Below are 20,030 nucleotides of genomic sequence, written 5' to 3'. Positions count from 1 at the left end.
TGAACTGCCCCGTAAAAGTTAGACACTAATCTAATTTTTATGGGGGTTTTTTTATGGCAAAATCAACTGTTGAACAAAGAATCCAAGCGGTTCAACGTTATGTAAATGGATATGAAAGCATGAATGAAATTGCGAAAGATATTGGTGTTACAACACGGGTTATGAGTGTCTGGGTTCGCCTTTATCAAGCGAACGGTAAAGAGGCATTCTTAAAACCCTATACAAACTATTCTGCTGAGTATAAAATAAGTGTACTAAATTATATGAACGAAACAGGTACATCTTCAACTGACACAGCTGCGATATTTAACATTTCATCTCCGGGCATGATTCGAAATTGGAAGAAGAAGTTTGAAATTGGCGGTTATGATGCCCTTGTTTCTAAGAAAAAGGGGCAAACATCCATGAAAAAGAACACGAAAAAAACAATGAAGCCTGTACCGGCAGAAGGATCTGTAGAAGAACTTGAAGCACGTATAAAGCAACTGGAAATGGAGAATGCGTATTTAAAAAAGTTAAACACTTTAGTTCAAATGCAAGAAAAATTACCAACCAAATCAAAGCGCAAGTAATTTATGAACTAAAGGAAATCTATGAAGTGGTGGAGTTAATCAAAGTCGCCGATATTCCACGCAGCACTTATTATTACTGGGAAAAGCATTTGAGTCGTGATGATAAATACGCCAACGTAAAAGCTGCTATTCATTCCATTTATCACGAACATAAAGGGCGTTATGGGTATCGTCGAATAACTAAAGAATTAAAGAAATATGGTTTTAATCATGATCCAAAAACAATTAATAGATTGATGAATACCATGGGCATTAAATGCGAAGTTCGAATGAAAAAATACCGTTCTTATAAGGGAAACGTCGGAAAAATTGCACCAAACATTTTACAACGGAATTTTAAAGCAGAAAACATGAATGAGAAATGGGTAACAGACGTGACAGAATTTCATCTATTTGGTGAGAAACGTTATTTATCGCCAGTACTAGATCTGTGTAACGGTGAAATTATTGCCTATTCGGTGATGAGCCGACCGGTGTATAAGTTGGTAGACGATATGTTAAAACAAGCAATAACTCGTCTTCAACCTGGTGATGAAGTCATTCTTCATTCGGACCAAGGGTGGCACTATCAAATGAAACAATATCAACGAACATTAAAACAACATAAGATTACACAGAGTATGTCCCGTAAGGGCAACTGTTTAGATAATGCAGTCATAGAAAATTTCTTTGGCTTATTAAAATCCGAGCTACTTTATCTACAAGAATTCGAAAGTATGGAGCATTTTGAGAAAGAGCTGGCAGAATATGTTTACTATTATAATAACAAACGAATGAAATCAAAATTAAAAGACCTAAGCCCGGTGGAATACCGAACTCAGGTCCTTGAAGTAGCCTAAATACATATGTCTAACTTTCTTGGGTCAGATCAAATTAGAGGTGCTTTTTAGTTTTGTAATTAATAGATTATATATATTGTAAAAAACATAGTGTTAATATATGGTTATATTGGATAAAAGGGTTCACTCTAGAAATAAAAGGTATTTACTTTAGAAATTACTAAGTTCAAGAAAAGTATTTTAATCTCTATAATTAATTAGGTAAAGAAACTACAAGGAATGAGCTTGGGCTTACTATGGGAAAAACATCTGTGGTATTTTAAATAGTATATAAAGATGACTAGAAACGATTACTTTAATAAGGTGTTTGGAGGAAAAGTTGCTGGTTCAGTTGGACCTTTATAGGTCATCGAGAAGAAAAAAAACGATTAAGGGAAAACTTGTTGAAATGCTAATTTATTCTTTTTTGGGGGGAAGAGTAATGGGAGAATTTGATTTATCTAACATTAGTAACTCTAAGTTCCTACATTCACACCAGGTTCAAGCTTTATCTAGGATACTTAGAATGATAAAAATAGGCGAAAAAAAAATTTATGTATTTGGCCCACCAGGCTCTGGTAAGACTTCCATGTCAATTTTTTTATCAGAATTGTTGTTTGGTAAGTATAGAAACAAAAGGATATTATTTGTACATTATAATTTGATACTAAATTACCAGGTTTCTCAGCATTTACTTCAGAATCACTCAATTGAGGAAGTTAGAGATTTAAAAGAAGATAGTTTGGGTAAGCCGGGTTTTTATTTGACCACCTGGCACAGAATCCGAGATAGGATTGATGAACTTAATAAGGATTTTGACTATATCATTGCAGACGAATTTCAAGATTTTTCTGATGGAATTTCTAAAATATTCCGCTATTTTAAACATAGTACGATCATAACTTTTGGTGAGGCACCTATAAACGATTATGATAGTGTAATTCCTATCTTTTCGATTGAGTCCATTAACGCTGAATCTTATAGTGAGGATGAAGCCTTCAGACTTAGGGAAGAATTAGACTTTTACAAAAAAGAGCTTACAAGGATTGGGAAAGAGAATCAATTATTACATGAAAAGAACGAAGCTCTCCAATTAGAAAGAGAATCCTCCACTCAAAAGATGCTTGCACTACTTGAGCAGGTATCATCAAAAGTTGAAAGTGGATTTGCTGGTGTTAATGAACGTTTAGATGAATTGAAATCATTGATAGAAAGTATAACGAATACGCTCTCTACACTTCAACAAAAATATGAGGTGCCATTACTACATACCATTAAAGAGGAAGAACGGGAAAATCTAATACATCAGTTTTCGGAAGATTTTATGGAAGTTTTATTAAAAAATTTCCAGGTATCTACTCAAATAGGATTCAAGCAAGAAAAAGATAAAATTTTGTCAATATTTGGATCTAGTAATTGGGAAAAGTTAACGGAAGAATCTAAGCAATATATCATCACCTCAAATATTATTTTTAATAATATGGCGGATTATGAACATCAAGTGGATTATTCCCCAGCTTGTATTCCTCTTACAAAAGCTTTGGAACGTGAATTGTATGTGCATTTTTTCTCTAATTTAATTGCCGACTTACGTAAGAGGAAAATACCTATTCAAGATTGGCCACATGGTTTATCAATATATAATCATCAGACAAATAATTATTATGAGATATCGAGTCATAAATTTACACTGGGAAGTATTTCGTATATTCTTGGAACTAGTCTTGATCATAAACGCCCGAAGCGAGCTAAATCCACCTGGGCAGTGATTATGCCATACTTTCGTGAAAGATTTACAATTGGCGATGAAAATGAATTAAAAGGGTACTTAGAGAAACTTGACAAAGGAGTACGATTTGTCACAGTCAATTATCGAAACCAAGCAGCACATAAAGATAAGATTGGATTAGAACAAGCATTAAGTTGCTACAATTACTTAATAAAAGTAACTGGACTCCTGGTTGAACTCTCAAAGTACTTGAAATTTTAATGCTTATTATCTAGATTTATTTCTCCACCAATTAAATATAGTTCTATAGCTATTCAATGTCTGCTCTTGCTTAGTTTACTGTGGTTAATGTCGCTTGGTTACTTCTCCTTAATGAGAAATTCAATAAAAACACGATGACGATATTATGGATTTTTAAGCTTATACATATATGGCTGTAATTGCTAGGCATATGGCTGAAATATTTTAGCACAATAAGTGAAAGAAGAAGTCTCCTGATTGATTGCATCTTTAGTAATTATTATTTTAAGCGAAATAAGTTAATTAAAATTCATCGGGATAAAAAAACGATGCTCAAATCTTTTTCATGAGTTAGCATAATGGTATATACAGTGATTTAATTCTCCCAAAATAATATGATATTTAAATCATTTTTTTATGTTAAAATCGTTTTACACAAATTTTACACAAGCAACTTATAAACCCTTCTCGTATAAGAGTTTCTAGCGTATTTTATATCCCGACCACCGGTATCATAAACAACTAATAAACGTTAAAATCATTCCTCACAAATTGTGGGGGATTTTTTTGTTTTCCCTCACACCACTAAACATCGGCAAATAGTGTCATGGAGGGTGTGTTATTGATTATCTAATCGATATTCTATCCAAAATGGAGAATTAAAAAATATCCAAGCTCCAGATACATATATATTTTATTGAGCTCAGCCCCTTTCCAATCCTACATCCCATATTTATTGCCCTACAAATAATCTACCAAAGGAACGGGCAGTACGTGGGGAATTTAAAAAATATACAAAATTTTAAATATAGTGAAATGATTCTAAAAATTATTTGCATATTAATGTGGTGATCTCATATAATAGAAGATAATAAATTACATAAAATGTAATTTATGATAATAATTTTCAAAAGCAAAAAATTTTGGGCGAAGGGTTCTATATTTGAATGAAAATGGAGGGATAAGAATGTTTGAAAAACTGCAACGTTTGGGAAAAGCTTTTATGATTCCTATTGCTGTTCTGCCAATAGCCGGGATCATGCTTGGTATTGGTGCAGCTTTTACCAATCCCCTTATGGTAGAAACCTATGGGTTGGAAGGATTACTCGGAGATGGGACATTTTTGTTTTATATTTTAAGCACCATGTCAGCGATTGGTAATATTGTTTTTGCTAACTTACCCTTGATATTTGCTGTCGGGATTGCTTCAGGGTTAGCGTTACAGGAAAAAGGTGCAGCAGGTTTATCAGCGGCGATCGCTTTTCTTGTCATGCATGTTATCGTAGGTACCATTCTAGGTTTTCTGGGCCATACACCAGAGTCGACAACTGTAGACTATTTCCTATCTCAAGGTCTAGATCCAGTGGAAGCAGCAAAGCAGGCAAACGTATATGGATACGAGCTTGGTATTTTTACAGTTAGAATCGGAGTGCTTGGAGGAATTATTGTTGGTTTACTAGTAGCCTTTTTAGCCAATAGATATTACGACAAGCAGCTTCCAGAAGCACTTTCGTTTTTCTCTGGAGTAAGATTTATTCCGATTATTTCTGTATTCGCAATTAGTGTAATAGGGATAATTATTCCATTTGTTTGGCCATATGTTCACATTGGAATTTCAACTTTCTCAGAATTCTTTGGACGAACAGGCCCAATCGGAATGTTCTTCTATGGATCACTAATGAGACTTCTCAATATTTTTGGACTTCATCATGCGATTTATCCGCTATTCTGGTACACCTCACTTGGTGGAGAATTAGAGGTTGCAGGGAAAATCGTACAAGGTGGACAAAGCATTTTCTTCGCACAATTGGCTGATCCTACTGTTACAAAATTCTCGGCTGAAGCAACGAAGTATTTCACAGGTGGTTATTTACCAATGATGTTTGGCCTCCCAGCAGCTGCCCTTGCTATGTATCATACTGCTAACAGTAAAAACAAGAAAATTGTGGGCGGTATACTATTTTCAGCGGCCTTAACATCCTTCTTAACAGGGATTACTGAACCAATCGAATTTACATTCCTTTTTGTAGCACCATTACTTTACGGGATCCATGCCATCCTAGAGGGAATATCATATGCTGCTTTATATGCTCTAGATGTATCGGTAGGGGTTACTTTCTCAAGGGGTATCATTGATTTTACATTATTCGGTATATTGCAGGGTAATGATAAAACGAATTACATTTGGATTCTCATTCTCGGAATTCCAACAGCACTTATCTACTACTTTGTATTTAAAACACTTATTCTAAAATTGAATCTAAAAACTCCAGGTCGTGGTGATGAATCTGAGAATAAGTTATATACGAAGAAAGATGCATTATTAAAAGACATTGATGTAGAGGATGTGATTACAGCCTTAGGTGGAAGAGAAAACCTAGTGGACGTCGATGCATGTATAACTAGATTAAGAGTAACCGTCAAGGATATAGACAAAGTTGCAGGTGATTCCGTTTGGAAAGATGAACTGAAGGCAAAAGGACTCTTTAAGAGAGGTAAGGGTGTTCAAGTTGTTTATGGAGCTCTCGCAGAGATCTTGAAGAATGAGATAAACAAAGTTAAATAATTTTCGTTATTTATTTAGAAAGCTTAATAGGTGGAGCGTAGCGGTATTATATTTTTTCCTATCTTATCTATATACTAATGCTAAGCTACCTCCACTATCAAAGTTTCGTTAATTGGATTTGCAGCAGGAGAATTGTGTTTCAATTTTAAATCATCAAGGTAAAAAAACAGAAATAGTAGGTGAATAAAAATGTTAGAACAAATTAAAAAGGGTCTTGTTGTTTCATGTCAGGCTCAAGAGAGTGAGCCTCTTCATAGCTCATTTATCATGTCAAAGCTTGCTCTGGCTGCCAAGCAAGGTGGAGCGGCAGGTATTCGAGCAGAATCGAAACTAGATATTATCGCAATTAAAAAAGAAGTAGATTTACCTGTCGTAGGAATTGTGAAGCGAAATTATCCAAATAGTGAAGTCTTTATCACAGCATCAAAACAAGAAGTCGATGAACTAATTGAGACAGGCTGTGAAATGATTGCGATGGACGCAACACTAAGAGAACGTCCAAATGGAGAAATATTAGCTGATTTAGTTTCATATGTAAAAGAGCATTATCCAGGGGTTCAGTTGATGGCAGATATCTCCTCGTTGGAAGATGCGATGAATGCGGAACGATTGGGCTTTGATTGCCTTTCCACAACCCTTTATGGCTATACAAATGAAACAAAAGATTGTAAATTATATGAGAATGATTTTGAATTTGTCAAAACAGTCTTAAAAAATGTCTCGATCCCTGTCATTGCTGAAGGAAATGTTATCACTCCTGAAATGGCGGCAAGGGTACTTGACCTGGGGGCTTACTCCGTTGTAGTCGGGGGAGCAATCACTCGGCCGCAGCAAATAACAAGTCGCTTTGTTGAAGAAATAAATAGGGGTTGTTGACCAATATTTAGGGTGGAAGGAGTCATCGATGGTTACGCTCTTGAAGGAAATTCAATCGAAATATTCTTCATTCTCCGATAAAGAAAAAGGTTTAGCTGATTTTTTGCTTTCTTCGTCATCAGAAGCTTCCAAGTGCACGATCAAAGAAATAGCAGAAAAGACGAATGTATCCGTTGCAACGATCACACGTTTCTGTAGAAAAGTATCCTGTAAAAATTTCGTGGAATTAAAAATGAATCTAGCAAGAGAAACGCGCCATGAAGATACAGAAGATATGGATTCCAAAATAAGAGGTCAGTATATGGATGTAATCCGCGATATACAAGGTCTTAACAGTCGGAAATCAATAATGAAAGCACTCAAATTAGTTACAAATGCTAAGCGAATTTTTATCTATGGTTTAGGAAGTTCGGGACTTGCCGCACAGGAATTAAACTACCGATTGAGTAGGATGGGTTTTGCCAGTGAAGCTGTAACCGATCCACATTTAATGATTATTAGAAGTACTTTATTAAAAAAAGGGGATTTGCTATTAGCTATTTCACGTTCTGGACAAACCCGAGAGTTAATCTCATCTGTTAATGAAGCGAAGAAAAAAGATGTTAAATTAATCTCTCTAACGGCTTATGACCATACATATCTAACAAAATTATCGGATGAAGTGCTATGGACCGTCCATCCCGTTCGCAACGCCTACTTGTCAACCGGTCTTGATTTAAGTGCACTTTACCTCATCGATTTAATTAGTATGCATTTCCTGGAGGATCCAAATAGGAAAAAAATCTACCAAGAGACCATTTCTGCAGTATCGTCTGAAACCCATATTAATAATTGATTATAGAGAAGTTTAAAATACTCCACCTTAGAGAGGCGATTTGTTAAAAATCAGCCTACTTAGGAGGAGTATTTTATTTGTAAAAAGATACTTATATTAATAAACTGTCCCAGTACTTTTATTATCAAGGGTGTTATTTTTGCCCTTTTTTAAGAACAATGTTCAAAGTTAAGTGTCTACTAATCACATTTAGTTTTAAAGAAGGATTAATGTCCTCATTTGTTGAACTCTTTATTGTAGTAAAGCGAATGCAAAAGATTATTAAATGGAGAAAAATGAAACAATGGAAAGCAATACAGAGGTAATAAAAATCGCTATAAGTGGTTTTAATGCCTTAGAACGCATAGCTTGGAAACTCACGTTTAAACCGAGACCAACCATTGCCATTGTCAGGATATAAGTTGTGAAATTGTTAATAATGTTATAAAAAGAATCAGGAATAATTATATATTCTCCCAAAATGAAACTATTGATTAAACTCATAGCAATAAATCCAAGTAAGAACCAAGGAAATTCTATTTTGGAGTTAATATTGTTAGATTTTTTTCGACTGTTTATCCAAAAAATCAAGAGATAGCAAAATGGTATTAATAATAAGACTCGGCTTAATTTGGCCAAAAGAGCAATAGCCATTGCATCTTGACTAGCCGGAGCTGTAGCTAAAGCAACATGAGCTATTTCATGCAAGCTGGCACCACTCCATATTCCATAGTCTAAGTCGGGTAGGGGAATTATAGGCCGAAGGAATGTGTATAAGACAGCAAAAAAAGTTCCAACTAACGCAATAATACCAATCCCCATAGCTGTATCTTCTTCTTTGCTTTTCAAAATTGGGGATACAGCGGCAATTGCTGCTGCGCCACATATACCTGTTCCTACAGCTAATAACAAGGATAATGACATGTCTGCTTTCAACCACTTAGCAAGGAGTATAGTAATTATCAGAGCAAAGGCGATGGTAATAATACCACGCAAGATCAGTGGCATACCTTGATTGAAGATTATATTTATATTTAATTTTAAACCATACAGAATGATTGCAAACCTTAATAGTTTTTTTGATGAAAATTCGATTCCTTTTCTGATCTTTTCTGGATAATTCCAAATTTGTCTATACACAATGGCTATAATTATTGAACAGGCCAGTGGACCCATTAGATTAAATCCACTAATTTTAGATAAACCTAATCCTAATAAAGCTATAAAAAAAGTAAATCCAATACCACCGACCATTTGAAACATGGGATAAGTGCTATGCTGCTGACGTTTTTCTAATGGGGATTGTGACATTAAGCATTCCTCCTTTAAGTAGCTACAGATAAAATGTAGCTTAATTAAAGATAGCATAGAAATATATACGTCATTTATTTAGAATTTTCATATGTTTTATACATTTTTATTATAGATCATCTTTTAAAGGGGGAGTATATATGAACTTTGAGGATTTAAAAATATTTCATACATTAGCTAAAAAGAGGAATTTCTCAGAAACAGCTAAATCATTACATATGACTCAGCCGAATGTTAGTTTACATATTAGAAGATTAGAAGAACATTTAGGTGTAAAATTATTTGAAAGAACAACCAAAAAGGTATATTTAACACCTATAGGAAAAGTGTTATTCAGTTCATCTGAATTAATATTAAGACAGATTCATTCAACAAAAAAAGAGATTGAAATATTATCTAACACAATTCAAGGGACATTGATCATTGGTGCAAGTTTAACAGTAGGAGAATATATTTTACCTTACTTATTTGGAGAATTTGTGAAAATTCATCCTAATATTAGCTTGAAATTAAAACTTAATAATTCTGCACAGATTATTACAAAACTTAAAGATTCAGAGATACATCTTGGTTTTATTGAATCTATGCTGAAATATCCTGATTTTAAGCAAGAAGCTTTTCTAGAAGACGAGTTAATTATCATCACATCTCCCCATAATTCATTAATAGAGACTGACTATATAACAACTGACCAACTTTTTTCTCTTCCTTTTATTATGAGAGAGCAGGGATCCGGGACAAGACAAGTGATTGAAGAAAAACTAAAGGAAAATAATCTGGATCCCTCAAAGTTAAACATTGTATTGGAACTGGAAAGCACTGAGTCTATTAAATCTGCCGTTGAATCAATTACAGGCATTTCGATTATTTCCCATTCAGCTGTAAGAAAAGAATTAGCTTTAAATACTTTGAAACAATTGCATATTAAAGATATAACGATGAGGCGAAATTTTTATATGTTATATGATGAACATTATTTAAGTCTTACTGCTGATATATTTGTGAAGTTTCTGAAAGAAAATATTTGTAGTTTACCTAACCCACAGATATCTATTTAATAGGTTATATTCAATCGTCGCATTTTTCTTATTAAACTGGAATGATCAATTTTTAGTTGTTGAGCAGCTGAACGAATGCTGCTTGTACTTTTCAATGTACTAATTATAATTTCTTTCTCATATTGTTCAAGGGCTGATTTAAGACTAATTTCTTTTGATAGTAAATGGGGAAGCTGATCTGAAAACACATCATCGCTAATTAACGGCATTTCTAAATTCCAATTTTCTCTTATATTATCGGGAAGATCAGCAGGTCCAACCTGTGAAGTAAGCGTTGAGATAATTACATATTCAATTACATTTCTTAATTCTCTAACGTTACCTGGCCAATCGTATTCAATTAGCTTGTTCATAGTTTCAGGTAAAATTTGTTTTGTCAGTTTGTATTTGTTACAAAACTCATCTTTGAATTGTTCCACCAGTGGAGGGATATCATCTTTTCTGGACCTTAGCGGTGGTATCTTCAATTGAACCACATTAATTCTGTACCATAGGTCTAACCTGAACTTCTTTTCACGGATTAATCTTTCTAGATTTTGATTTGTTGAGCAAATTAATCTAAACGATAGATTGATAGGTTTAGTAGATCCGATACGAGTGATGCTTTTTTCTTGTAATACACGAAGTAACTTTACTTGAAATTGAATGGGCATTTCTCCAATTTCGTCTAGTAATATTGTTCCATTGTTTGCTTGTTCAAAAAATCCGGGTTTCCCTTCCTTTTTAGCGCCAGTAAAGGATCCACCTGTAAATCCAAACATCTCAGATTCAAAGAGTTCGTTTGGAATAGCAGAACAATTCACCTTTATAAAGGGTTGGTTGGATTTGGAGCTTAATTGATGTATTAAGTTAGCTAATACTTCTTTACCTGTTCCGGAATCGCCTGTAATCAAAATATTCGTTGGAAATTGAGATATTTGTTCGATTTTTTGATATAACATTTTCATCTGTGGGCTATTGTATATTATATAAAAGTCTGTTTGGTTATAGAGTGTATTTGAGGTGTTGTTATTAATATGATGAGAATCTAGAAGCTGTTTTTGTAAATGATAAAGATAGCTGATATCGCGGACGCTAGTAACGACCATTGAAACTTTTTGATTTTTATCAAGAATAGGGTTTGCTGTCACAACAAAATATTTCTGTTGTTTTATTTGTTGTATTATAGTTGTCTTTTTTTTTGTATCTAATGCTATTGTGGCGGCAGATTTGTCAAAGTATTGATTTAATACAAGGTCGGTGATATTTCTATTTATTACCTCTTTTTTTGATATCCCTGTCATTTCTTCGTATGCTTTGTTCACTTCAATTACTATACCTTCATCGTTGACCACAAACAAACCATCTGAAGAATACTGAACGATGGAATGGAGAATTTCGTTTAAAGATTGTAATTTAATTAACTCATCAGATTTTCTACTATCACCTACATTATATTCATCTATCAAAGCTTACCTCCTCTATATTTTTCGGTGGTGAAATAAAACACCGTTATGGTGGCGTTTCAACACCAGTATCCTTAATTATAAATAGAAAACTCTTGTTAAACAAGAAGATTAAAGTTGGCATGATAATTGCATTATATATAGTTGTAACCAAATATTTTTGAAAGGAGGATTAGGATGGTGAAGAATGTTTTAAGATTAGATCTACCTGGTCAAATCCATTTAGGAGCAAACAGTATAAATTCTCTAGGAAGTATGGTGTTACAGGCTGGTGGAACAAGAGTATTAGTTATTATGGATACATTTCTGACAAGACCTGAAATTAGCTTAGACACAAAAGTAAAGGAGATATTAATCTCGGATAAAATTGAAAGCGCTATCTTTAGTTCGTATTCCGGTGAACCTACAACTGAACATGTAAGTAATGCGCTTCTTGTACTAAGGGAATTCAATGGAGATTGTATTGTATCCATCGGTGGAGGAAGTGCAATTGATATTGGAAAAGCTGTTGCTTTATTTAGCTGTAACGAAAATCTTGATTGGATTGATATTGTAAAGAAACCTTACCTTAAGAGATTACCTTTATTAGCAATTCCTACTACCGCAGGAACAGGTTCTGAAGCTACAAAAATAATGGTTATAACCGATACTGATTTGAATATTAAAATGAATCCAGGTCATCCTCACCTCATACCGGATATAGCAATTCTTGATCCGGAACTTACTTTAAGTCTTCCTAAGAACTTTACAGCTTATACAGGTCTTGATGCCTTAAGTCATGCAATGGAAGCATTTGTATCTACTAATTCAACCATTATGACAGAACCATTTGCTCTAGAGGCAATTGAAAGAATTGGTAATTCATTGCCTGTTATTTATGAAAATGGCAATAACATTGAAGCTAGGCAAAATATGCTTCTTGGTAGTTGTTATGCAGGAATTGCTTTTTCTAATGCTTCAACAAATCTAGCGCATGCAGCTGGTCGGCCATTAGGTGCGCGTTTTCATATACCTCATGGATTAAGTGTCGCTCTCCTGATGCCATTTGTAGTTGAATATGGACTTGATTCAGCTAGTGATAAGTATGCAGATATTGCAATAGCGTTAGGAGCTGATCCGAGTTTGAGTAAGGAAGACTTAGCTGTAAAAACATTAGACATCCTTCATAACTATAATGACATATTCAATATATGGGAAGATGGCAAAAAGTATATAGATGTTGATGACTTAAGAAGGAATATTACATTGTTGGGGAAAGATGCGATATCTGGGAATGGAATTCTAACAAATATTAAAGTGCCAAAGCAAGAAGATGTTCATGATTTATTTTATAAATTAGCTGATAAACTATCAAGTTTATAAATCAATTTAGGAGGAGTTTGTATGAAAGTAAAAAATAGGGAAGTTAAAGCTACTAAATTAAAAATGACGCCTAGTGAAGCAATTGTAGAAACATTGTTAAAAGAAGGAATTACCCATATTTCTGGGATATTAGGTTCTGCATTTATGGATATGCTGGATCTTTTGCCAACTGCAGGTATTCGTTTTATCGGAGTAAGACATGAACAAAGCGCTGCACATATGGAGGATGGATATGCACGAGTATCGGGGAAAGTAGGAGTAGTTATTGGGCAAAATGGTCCAGGAATTACTAATATGGTTACATCTGTTGCTGCAGCAAATCAAGCGCATACTCCGATGGTCGTTATTTCGCCTTCTGCAGGCACTCCTACTGTTGGATGGGATGGATTTCAAGAATGTGACCAAGTCTCAATATTCAAGGCTATTACAAAAGAAACAGTTCGAGTCACACATCCGAGTAGAGTAGCAGATTGTTTAAGAACAGCATTTCGAATTGCTTATGCAGAGAGGGGACCTGTTTTATTTGATATTCCTAGGGATTACTTCTACGGTGAGGTTGAAGATTTTATATTAGAACCCCATCAATACCGTGTAGATTCTCGGGGTGCAGGATCTATCGAAAGTATTGAGCAGGCTGCTAAGATTTTAGCGGAAGCAGAGTATCCGGTTATCATATCAGGACGAGGAACAGTGGATTCAAATGGAATTGAGCAGGTTAAGATGATAGCGGAATATTTATCAGCTCCTGTTGCTGTATCATACATGCATAATGATGCGTTTCCGAATAATCATCCCCAATTTGTTGGACCAATTGGATATATGGGATCTAAAGCTGCAATGAATACTTTGAAAAAGGCTGATGTTGTATTGGCAATAGGAACACGTCTATCAGTGTTTGGGACGTTACCTTGCTACGATATAGATTATTTTCCTAAGGAAGCAAAGATTATACAGGTTGATATTAATCCAAGAAATATTGGAAGGACACATCCTGTCGAGGTTGGTATTATAGGGGATGCAAGAGAAGCGAGTAAAGCACTTTTTCAACAGATTAAAGAAGTAACTTCTCCAATAATAGACCAAAGTAAATTAGCTGATTTGAAAGCTGTTAAAGAAAAGTGGGATAAAGAATTGGTGGACCTAGCCATGGTTGAAGGGAATCCAATAAATCCACGTAGGGCACTATTAGAGTTAATAAATGTACTTCCTGAAGATACAATAGTAACAACTGATATTGGCAATGTTTCTTCAACAGCTAATGCCTATTTAAAATTTAATCAACCAAGAAAGCATATAGCAGCTTTAACATTCGGAAATACAGGGTTTGCTTATCCGACAGCTTTGGGTGCCAAACTAGCTCGTCCTGACTGTCCGGTAGTAGCTATTGTTGGTGATGGTGCATGGGGAATGAGTCTACATGAAGTGAGTACAGCAGTGGAAGAAGATATCCCTGTTGTTGCCTGTGTATTTAATAATGGTGCATGGTGTGCAGAAAAGAAGAATCAAGTTGATTTTTACAACAATCGATTTGTTGGGGCTGATATTCAAAACCCTGATTTTGCTGAAGTTGCTAAATCAATGGGAGCTGCAGGAGTAAGAGTAGATAGAGCTGAAGATATAGGTCCGAAATTATTGGAAGCAATTAAATCCAATAAACCTACTGTTCTGGATATTCAGGTTGATGGAACACAACTTGCTCCACCATTTAGAAAAGATGCATTAAAGATGCCTACTAGATTATTAGAGAAATATTCTCATCTAGATCATAAAAACTGGTAATTTTATATTCATCGCTGGGGTAGGGGAAGTTTCTCAAACCCCAGTTCCAGTCTTTTTTTTAACACGTTAAGAAAGCGCTTTCTTAATTTAATTCAATAAATCTATTATCTATTTTCAGTCAAATATAAATTTTGTATTGGAGGGAAATAAATGAATAATGTGAAAAGTTCACTTAAACGTGTTGTTGTCTCTAGTTTAATTGGTTCTACAATTGAGTGGTATGATTTCTTTCTATATGGTGTCGTAGCTGGTCTTGTATTTAATAAACTATACTTTCCATCAGATGATCCTTTTGTATCTACTATACTAGCATATGCAACATTTGCAGTTGGTTTTATAGCCAGACCATTAGGCGGGATTATTTTTGGGCATTTTGGAGACAAAGTTGGCCGTAAAAGTATGCTAATATTAACGCTAACAATAATGGGTGTGAGCACGGCTCTCATAGCAGTGATACCAACATATGATCAGATTGGTATTCTAGCACCTATCTCATTAGTTGTTCTTCGTATTATTCAAGGTATAGGTTTGGGCGGAGAATGGGGAGGGGCTGTATTAATGGCTTTTGAGCATGCTCCTAAAAAGAAGAGAGGATTATATGCCAGTATACCTCAAATTGGGTTGTCACTAGGGTTGTTGCTTTCTTCAGGTGTGGTTGCTATTCTCTCTTCAGTAATGTTAGATGGAGCATTCATGAGCTGGGGATGGAGAGTTGCATTTGGATTAAGCACCATACTAATTATTTTAGGATTTTGGATTCGATTAAATGTTTCAGAATCACCTGAATTTAAAGTCGTAAAGAATGAAAATGCGGAAACTAGCGTGCCATTTAAAGAAATGTGGAAAGGAAATGTTGGTAAAATTTTTGCGGGTATGGGTGCGCGTTATATCGATGGAGTATTCTTTAATATAATGGCAGTCTTTTCTCTTACTTACCTGACTACTTATATAGAAATTACTCGAACAGCTGCATTAATAGGTGTATCTATAGCAGCATTTGTAATGTGCTTCTTCATTCCTTTATTTGGGCATATTTCAGATAAAGTTGGAAGAACAAAGACATTTTTTTATGGAAGCATGATTACTGGTTTTTCCGCAATGCCGGCCTTTTGGTTAATGAGCAATAGTGACGGGAATTTATTAATAATATGGCCATCTATCTTAATACCATTTGGTATTCTGTATGCGAGTGTTTATGGACCTGAGGCAGCGTTATTTGCAGAACTTTTTGATGTGAAGGTTAGATACTCAGGTATGTCATTTGTTTATCAATTTTCAGGAATCTTTGCAAGTGGAATTACCCCAATGATTGCAGCTTCTTTAATGGAATTTAATAATGGATCGCCCCTACTAATGACTCTATATGTAGCTTTCGCAGGCGTTGTAAGTGCTATATCTGTTTATTGGATTCATAAAAATAACAAAAGGGTACCTACTTTTCCACAGATTAATGATAATGAACAAGAAAGTAAAAATTTAATATAAATTTATAGGAAATGGATTAAATAGAAGATAAAGATAGTAACTCACTATAAATCAATTGAATATTCAAATATCTATACTCTGAAAACAGATGGGGGATTAACCTTCTTCTGTTTTTATTTAGTTTATTGTAATGGCTCAAATTGATTTCTTTATATGGATGACGTTATGTAACTGCAACCATCCTAATTCGAGAAGGAATAAATCCAAAGATAGTGAGTGAATTGTTGAGCCATTCTAATATAGGGATTACATTGGGTATATCATAACTGATTTGGATATGCAGAGGGAAAGAACAAGTTTGTTGAAGGTATATTTAATTAAATCTTCTTTGATTAAAAATAGAATACCAATGAATAAATTGTAAAGATGAAAGGGAAGAGTCTTATAATTTGCTATTTTTATATATGTCTGTTATTCTAAAGAAGAATTATTTTTGTTCGGCGGTTTCAGATTGAGAAACGATTTTGATTTTCGTCTAAAGTATTTGAGCAGGGATAGTAACACATTGTGTGGAAACACACTAGGAGGCAACAATTATGGAACAAGGTAAAGTGAAATGGTTTAATGCAGATAAAGGTTTTGGATTTATTGAACGTGAAGACGGAGAAGACGTATTCGTACATTTCTCAGCGATCCAAAGCGATGGTTTCAAATCTTTAGACGAAGGTCAAAGTGTAACGTTTGAAGTAGAACAAGGACAACGTGGCCCACAAGCTACAAACGTTCAAAAAGCTTAATAATAGCTAATGATAGACCCTACATTTGTAGGGTCTATTTTTGTATGTAAGCAATTTGGTCAATAAAAATAAAACCCAGGATTATATTGTAACTTTTCGATGATGAATCGGAATATTATGGTAATATATTTGTAGTAAGATAGAAGGATTTAAATAAGAGGAATAGTAATAGATTCTGAAATAAAAGAAGTTTGAAGGAAAAGCATTTGGTGAAGAAACCATCGCAAAATACGCGAGCTCGTTCAAAGGGTTTTAAATTGCAAGAACCAAATGTCTTTCAACAGAAACTACCTTATAGAATATTGAAATGATCGTTGATGAACTCTTGAGGAATTCCGATTTAATCTATGGGGGAAACAGCCTAATTAATTGCAAATTTGCTAATTAGAGCTAAAAGAAAGATATCAAATAACAAATTTAGGGTAATTAAACACGGATACTGTTCAATGATCTTTTCTGTTTTGAAGAGAATAAGGTTGTTTAAGAGACCAATTGAATTAAGTAAAGTAGTTGAAGCTGCACGAAAATTAATTTATTCATATGTTTAATAGGACTGTGGATTAATTCCAAAAGGAGGTATTGAAATGTCTAATGAGTCAACATTTCAGAGAGAAGTAAAAGATTTTTGGTATCCAGAATACAACAAAAATGGATATCCTCATGTTCAACAAGGAATGATTTTAAATCCTGAGAGGAATGAGGAATTTTCCCCGTTTATTCTAATGGCTGAAGACTGGTTTAAGCGTGGAACCTTCTCCGACCATCCCCACAGAGGCTTTCAAACTATAACGTATGTTATTGATGGAAGGCTTGAACATATAGATAATGCAGGGGGGTATAGTATTTTAGATGCTGGTGATGCCCAATACATGAATGCCGGTTGGGCAGCTAGGCATGCGGAAGAGGCTTTTGACGATGATCTTATTCATACCTTACAGCTATGGCTGAATCTGCCGAAAAGTCTGAAGCATACAGAAACAAGTTATCAAAATATCTATGTCGAGGATGCTCCTGTTGTGAACTTTGAAGGGGGTTACATTCGAGTTTACTCAGGTGATATTGCAGAGGTAACAGGACCTATGAATAGTTTGGTTCCTATTACGATGACAGAAATTAGCCTCCGTGAAGGGGCTGAATACACACATGTTTTGCCTAAGAATCATAATTCATTCTTGTATATGTTGGCGGGGGAGATGGAGTTCGGAGAAAGTAAGACAAAGATAGCTAAAACAGGGGCGGCTACCCTATCCTTTAATGAGGAAGGCTCAGATTCTAACTCAAGTGAATTAAAAATAAAAGCACTATCCCGTTCCAAAGTATTGATTTATTCAGGCGTCCCTATCCGGGAAGAAATAGCATTTGGTGGACCATTTGTAATGAATACTCAGGAAGAAATCAGGGAGGCGTTCCGTGATTATCAACGCGGATTATTTGGACCACCTGCTGTAAAAAAGAAATAAAATATATTTTTAAACAAACACCAGATGGATAATAAACATCTGGTGTTTTGTATGGTTTGTAAACGTATATACGTATAGTATCGTGGCGTTGATCGAAGATGGATTAATGTCTTTTTGTGTTGTGGAAGTATAGGGGCAGCATTCCTGTAATGAATGAAATGAGCAAAAATCGCCGTGACCAGTATTAATTAAAAGGTATATCTACCTTCAAAAGTAAAACCATCTTTTATTATTGGTCCATATAATTTAAAAAAATCCATGCTTCTATTTCCCATGATTCTTATGAAGATGTGCCGGAGCAAGTAATCACTAGGGTGTTCAATACCATCATAGAAAGCGGGGAGATGCATCTGCTTGTTTTTGTGGAAAAGAAGGCGGCTACCACAGTAAAACAGATATTTGAAGTCAAAAATATCTGAGGCATTCCCCGCTTCGGTTTTGAAGGAGTATCCGAATGTCATTGCCATCGCCGAGAAGCTACGCTTGGAGGAACTTCCATGATTTAGTAGAATAGAAGAAAATAAGCCGGGTGGGGAATGTTCCCGACGGTCTCTTTTGGAGGGGAATGACATGGTTGGTATAAAAACGGTGAATCTTGACGGCGAAGCAATCTATATTTTTAATAGTGCGATTTATATATTGGAAACTCCATCCACAGTTTCATTGGAGCTCGACCTCATCGTGAGCGAGGTAGCCTTAAAGAAATATAGCAACCGCGAGAGCATCATCGCTGAAATCGAGCTGACCGATAACCGAGTAATCAGCTCATTCATGTACATAAAATCAATTCCTGGCCGTCTCCCGCAGTTGAACTTGAATTGTGGGGTCGATGGTCCCTATGAGTACCAGGGCCTTGTTCATATCAATGAGAACGAGACCAATTTTCCTGATATTGAGAAGGGGATTTCCCTTGCCGACATCAGGAAAGTCGAGATGCCTGATGAAAAAATCACCCTTAAGCTCACACTGCCAATTGACCAGGTCGAATGGCTTCGTGGGAAAAAAACAAAAGAACTCAACCAGATATTTAAAGCTATTCTCTATGACCAGATGAATTAAATATACCTTTTATACTAGAATTGGTATCTATATTTCTAATGGTGCTAGGAATAGCACTCTTACCGTTTCAAACAGTAAAATGATAGTTATGTCTTTCTAAGATAATTTAAAAATAAAAGGCATATTAAGGATTAAGCAAGGGTTCTAACACCCTATGATGATAGATGTATTCATGGAAGTTCAATCTTTTGATATAGGAAGAAAAATAAATCAATATTACCATATATTACTTGTTGAAATATAGATAAATACATAATAGAATAATAAAGCAGTCAACGAGAGGGTTTGATATTAATCAATTAGAAGCTTGAGGATTGAAGGTATGAGTCCATCATGGCTTACCATTTATAAACATGCGGGTGTGGCGGAATTGGCAGACGCACCAGACTTAGGATCTGGCGCCTTACGGCGTGGGGGTTCGACTCCCTTCACCCGCACTTATATGCGGAAGTAGTTCAGTGGTAGAACACCACCTTGCCAAGGTGGGGGTCGCGGGTTCGAATCCCGTCTTCCGCTCCAATGCCAATTGATATGCCGGGGTGGCGGAATTGGCAGACGCACAGGACTTAAAATCCTGCGGTAGGTGACTACCGTGCCGGTTCGAGACCGGCCCTCGGCACCAGTTACTTGCAAAAATGCGCCCGTAGCTCAATTGGATAGAGCGTTTGACTACGGATCAAAAGGTTAGGGGTTCGACTCCTCTCGGGCGCGCCATTTCT

At 35.3% G+C, this 20,030-nt stretch carries 14 protein-coding genes and 4 tRNA genes; 16 read left to right on the top strand and 2 right to left on the bottom strand.

Features of this window, described 5'->3' with window-relative positions; translation table 11 throughout:
- Window positions 1-53: 53 nt before the first annotated feature.
- The 5 genes from AC4G3K_RS14530 to AC4G3K_RS14510 all read left to right on the top strand — a co-directional run bounded on the left by AC4G3K_RS14530 (window position 54) and on the right by AC4G3K_RS14510 (window position 7,636).
- Window positions 54-1,411, top strand: a protein-coding gene (locus tag AC4G3K_RS14530; RefSeq protein ID WP_491132024.1) for an IS3 family transposase whose coding sequence is annotated in 2 segments (ribosomal slippage) — window positions 54-522 and window positions 522-1,411 — 1,359 coding nt in all. Because the reading frame shifts where the segments join, the coding sequence is not laid out codon by codon here.
- Window positions 1,412-1,832: 421 nt separating this feature from the next.
- The gene (locus AC4G3K_RS14525; protein ID WP_491074956.1) at window positions 1,833-3,380 is read left to right on the top strand and encodes a DEAD/DEAH box helicase family protein; all 1,548 of its coding nucleotides are present in this window, start codon (window positions 1,833-1,835) and stop codon (window positions 3,378-3,380) included.
- A 946-nt stretch (window positions 3,381-4,326) separates the two neighbouring features.
- A complete protein-coding gene (locus AC4G3K_RS14520; RefSeq protein ID WP_491074957.1) occupies window positions 4,327-5,925 on the top strand; it encodes a PTS transporter subunit EIIC in 1,599 nt (532 codons plus the stop codon).
- A 189-nt stretch (window positions 5,926-6,114) separates the two neighbouring features.
- The gene (locus AC4G3K_RS14515; RefSeq protein WP_491074958.1) at window positions 6,115-6,801 is read left to right on the top strand and encodes an N-acetylmannosamine-6-phosphate 2-epimerase; all 687 of its coding nucleotides are present in this window, start codon (window positions 6,115-6,117) and stop codon (window positions 6,799-6,801) included.
- Between the two features lie 28 nt (window positions 6,802-6,829).
- Window positions 6,830-7,636 carry a MurR/RpiR family transcriptional regulator gene (locus AC4G3K_RS14510; RefSeq protein ID WP_491074959.1) on the top strand — a complete coding sequence of 269 codons (807 nt, stop codon included), beginning with the start codon at window positions 6,830-6,832 and terminating at the stop codon, window positions 7,634-7,636.
- Window positions 7,637-7,897: 261 nt separating this feature from the next.
- Here AC4G3K_RS14510 and AC4G3K_RS14505 read toward each other — a convergent pair whose 3' ends face one another.
- Complete coding sequence (locus AC4G3K_RS14505) at window positions 7,898-8,926, bottom strand: YeiH family protein (protein WP_491074960.1); 1,029 nt, start codon at window positions 8,924-8,926, stop codon at window positions 7,898-7,900.
- A 140-nt stretch (window positions 8,927-9,066) separates the two neighbouring features.
- Here AC4G3K_RS14505 and AC4G3K_RS14500 point away from each other — a divergent pair, with 140 nt between their 5' ends.
- Window positions 9,067-9,984, top strand: a complete 918-nt coding sequence (locus tag AC4G3K_RS14500) for a selenium metabolism-associated LysR family transcriptional regulator (RefSeq protein WP_491074961.1) — start codon at window positions 9,067-9,069, stop codon at window positions 9,982-9,984.
- Here the strand turns inward: AC4G3K_RS14500 and AC4G3K_RS14495 are convergent.
- A complete protein-coding gene (locus tag AC4G3K_RS14495) occupies window positions 9,981-11,432 on the bottom strand; it encodes a sigma-54 interaction domain-containing protein (protein ID WP_491074962.1) in 1,452 nt (483 codons plus the stop codon). The genes AC4G3K_RS14500 and AC4G3K_RS14495 overlap by 4 nt on opposite strands.
- 174 nt (window positions 11,433-11,606) lie before the next feature.
- Here AC4G3K_RS14495 and AC4G3K_RS14490 point away from each other — a divergent pair, with 174 nt between their 5' ends.
- The 10 genes from AC4G3K_RS14490 (at window position 11,607) to AC4G3K_RS14445 (ending at window position 20,025) form a co-directional block, all read left to right on the top strand.
- A complete protein-coding gene (locus AC4G3K_RS14490) occupies window positions 11,607-12,791 on the top strand; it encodes an iron-containing alcohol dehydrogenase (protein ID WP_491133762.1) in 1,185 nt (394 codons plus the stop codon).
- A 21-nt stretch (window positions 12,792-12,812) separates the two neighbouring features.
- Entirely contained in the window at window positions 12,813-14,570 is a 1,758-nt protein-coding gene (gene xsc / locus AC4G3K_RS14485) for a sulfoacetaldehyde acetyltransferase (RefSeq protein ID WP_491074964.1), read from the top strand.
- Between the two features lie 150 nt (window positions 14,571-14,720).
- Window positions 14,721-16,055: an MFS transporter gene (locus tag AC4G3K_RS14480; RefSeq protein ID WP_491133761.1), complete on the top strand. Its 1,335-nt coding sequence runs from the start codon at window positions 14,721-14,723 to the stop codon at window positions 16,053-16,055.
- A gap of 536 nt (window positions 16,056-16,591) precedes the next feature.
- Window positions 16,592-16,792, top strand: a complete 201-nt coding sequence (locus AC4G3K_RS14475; protein WP_491074947.1) for a cold-shock protein — start codon at window positions 16,592-16,594, stop codon at window positions 16,790-16,792.
- 584 nt (window positions 16,793-17,376) lie between these two features.
- Complete coding sequence (locus AC4G3K_RS14470; protein ID WP_491074966.1) at window positions 17,377-18,252, top strand: pirin family protein; 876 nt, start codon at window positions 17,377-17,379, stop codon at window positions 18,250-18,252.
- A 570-nt stretch (window positions 18,253-18,822) separates the two neighbouring features.
- Window positions 18,823-19,311 carry a hypothetical protein gene (locus tag AC4G3K_RS14465; protein WP_491074967.1) on the top strand — a complete coding sequence of 163 codons (489 nt, stop codon included), beginning with the start codon at window positions 18,823-18,825 and terminating at the stop codon, window positions 19,309-19,311.
- A 355-nt stretch (window positions 19,312-19,666) separates the two neighbouring features.
- Window positions 19,667-19,748, top strand: a tRNA-Leu gene (locus AC4G3K_RS14460).
- 7 nt (window positions 19,749-19,755) lie between these two features.
- Window positions 19,756-19,830: transfer RNA gene (locus tag AC4G3K_RS14455), tRNA-Gly, on the top strand.
- A gap of 14 nt (window positions 19,831-19,844) precedes the next feature.
- Window positions 19,845-19,933 (top strand) — tRNA-Leu (locus tag AC4G3K_RS14450).
- Between the two features lie 15 nt (window positions 19,934-19,948).
- A tRNA-Arg gene (locus tag AC4G3K_RS14445) sits at window positions 19,949-20,025 on the top strand.
- The last annotated feature ends 5 nt before the right edge of the window (window positions 20,026-20,030 follow it).

The sequence above is a fragment of the Bacillus sp. z26 genome (genome assembly GCF_058313635.1).
This window is presented reverse-complemented; position numbering and strand designations above follow the sequence as displayed.